This is a genomic window from Kitasatospora sp. NPDC002965, assembly GCF_040611255.1.
Lineage (GTDB): Bacteria > Actinomycetota > Actinomycetes > Streptomycetales > Streptomycetaceae > Kitasatospora.
Map to the genome: position 1 here is coordinate 1 of NZ_JBEXNT010000316.1, position 1,175 is coordinate 1,175.

Below are 1,175 nucleotides of genomic sequence, written 5' to 3' on the forward strand. Positions count from 1 at the left end.
CCCTACCGCCAGTCGTTCACCTACGACGTCACGGGCAACCGCACCGCCACCACCGACCACGACCCCACCGGCGACACCGCCAAGGACGTCACCAGCACCCACACCTACCCCGCCCCCGGCCAGCCCCGCCCCCACGCCCCCACCACCACCCAGACCAAAACCGGCAACGGCCCGACCGCCACCACCGGCTACACCTACGACCAGACCGGCAACACCCTCACCCGCCCCGACGAGGGCGGCAACACCCAGACCATGACCTGGGACCCTGACGGCCACCTCGCCACCGCCGCCACCAGTACCGGCACCTCCACCTACGTCTACGACGCCGACGGCAACCGCCTCCTGCGCCGCGACCCCGGCCGCACCACCCTCTACCTCGGCGGCACCGAACTCACCCTCAACACCACCACCGGCGACGTCACCGGCACCCGCTACTACCCCACCGCCGGCGGCCCCACCATCGTGCGGACCTCCGACGGCCGGCTCAGCTACGTCGCCTCCGACCACCACGGCACGGGAACGACGGCGATCGACGCCGCCACACTCACCGCGACCCGCCGCGCGTTCAAACCCTTCGGCGAGGAACGCGGCACCCAACCCGCCCCCGGCCAATGGCAGGGCGACAAGGGCTTCGTCGGCGGCACCCAGGACAAGGCCACCGGCCTCACCCACCTCGGCGCCCGCGAATACGACCCCAAGAACGGACGCTTCCTGTCCGTCGACCCGGTCATCGACGCAAGCGACCCCCAACAGCTCCAGGGCTACCTCTACGCCAACAACAGCCCCCTCACCTACACCGACCCCACCGGCCTGTGGTGGGGCTCCAGCATCGTCAAAAAGGCCGCCAACGCCGTCAGCAAGACCGTCGACGTCGTCAAGGAGAACTACAACACCATCTCCAACATCGGCCACACCGTCCTCGACGTGGCCGGCATGATCCCCGTCATCGGCGACGCCTGCGACATCATCAACGGCGTCTGGTACGCCGCCGAAGGCGACTGGAAGAACGCCGCACTCTCCCTCGTCGCCGTCGTCCCCGTCATCGGCAGCGCCGCCACCGCCGCCCGCATCGCCTCCAAAGTCGCCAACGCCGTCGACACCGTCACCGACGCCGCCAAAGCCATCGAACGCGGCAGCGGCGCCGCCCGCGGCGCCTCCAAATCCGTCCCCTCCTC

Annotated in this window: 1 protein-coding gene; it reads left to right on the forward strand. The window is 70.3% G+C overall.

Going from position 1 to position 1,175, the window contains the following annotated elements:
- Positions 1-1,175, forward strand: a 1,175-nt coding sequence (locus ABZY91_RS42095) for an RHS repeat-associated core domain-containing protein (protein WP_355409545.1), incomplete at both ends; no start/stop codon positions are given.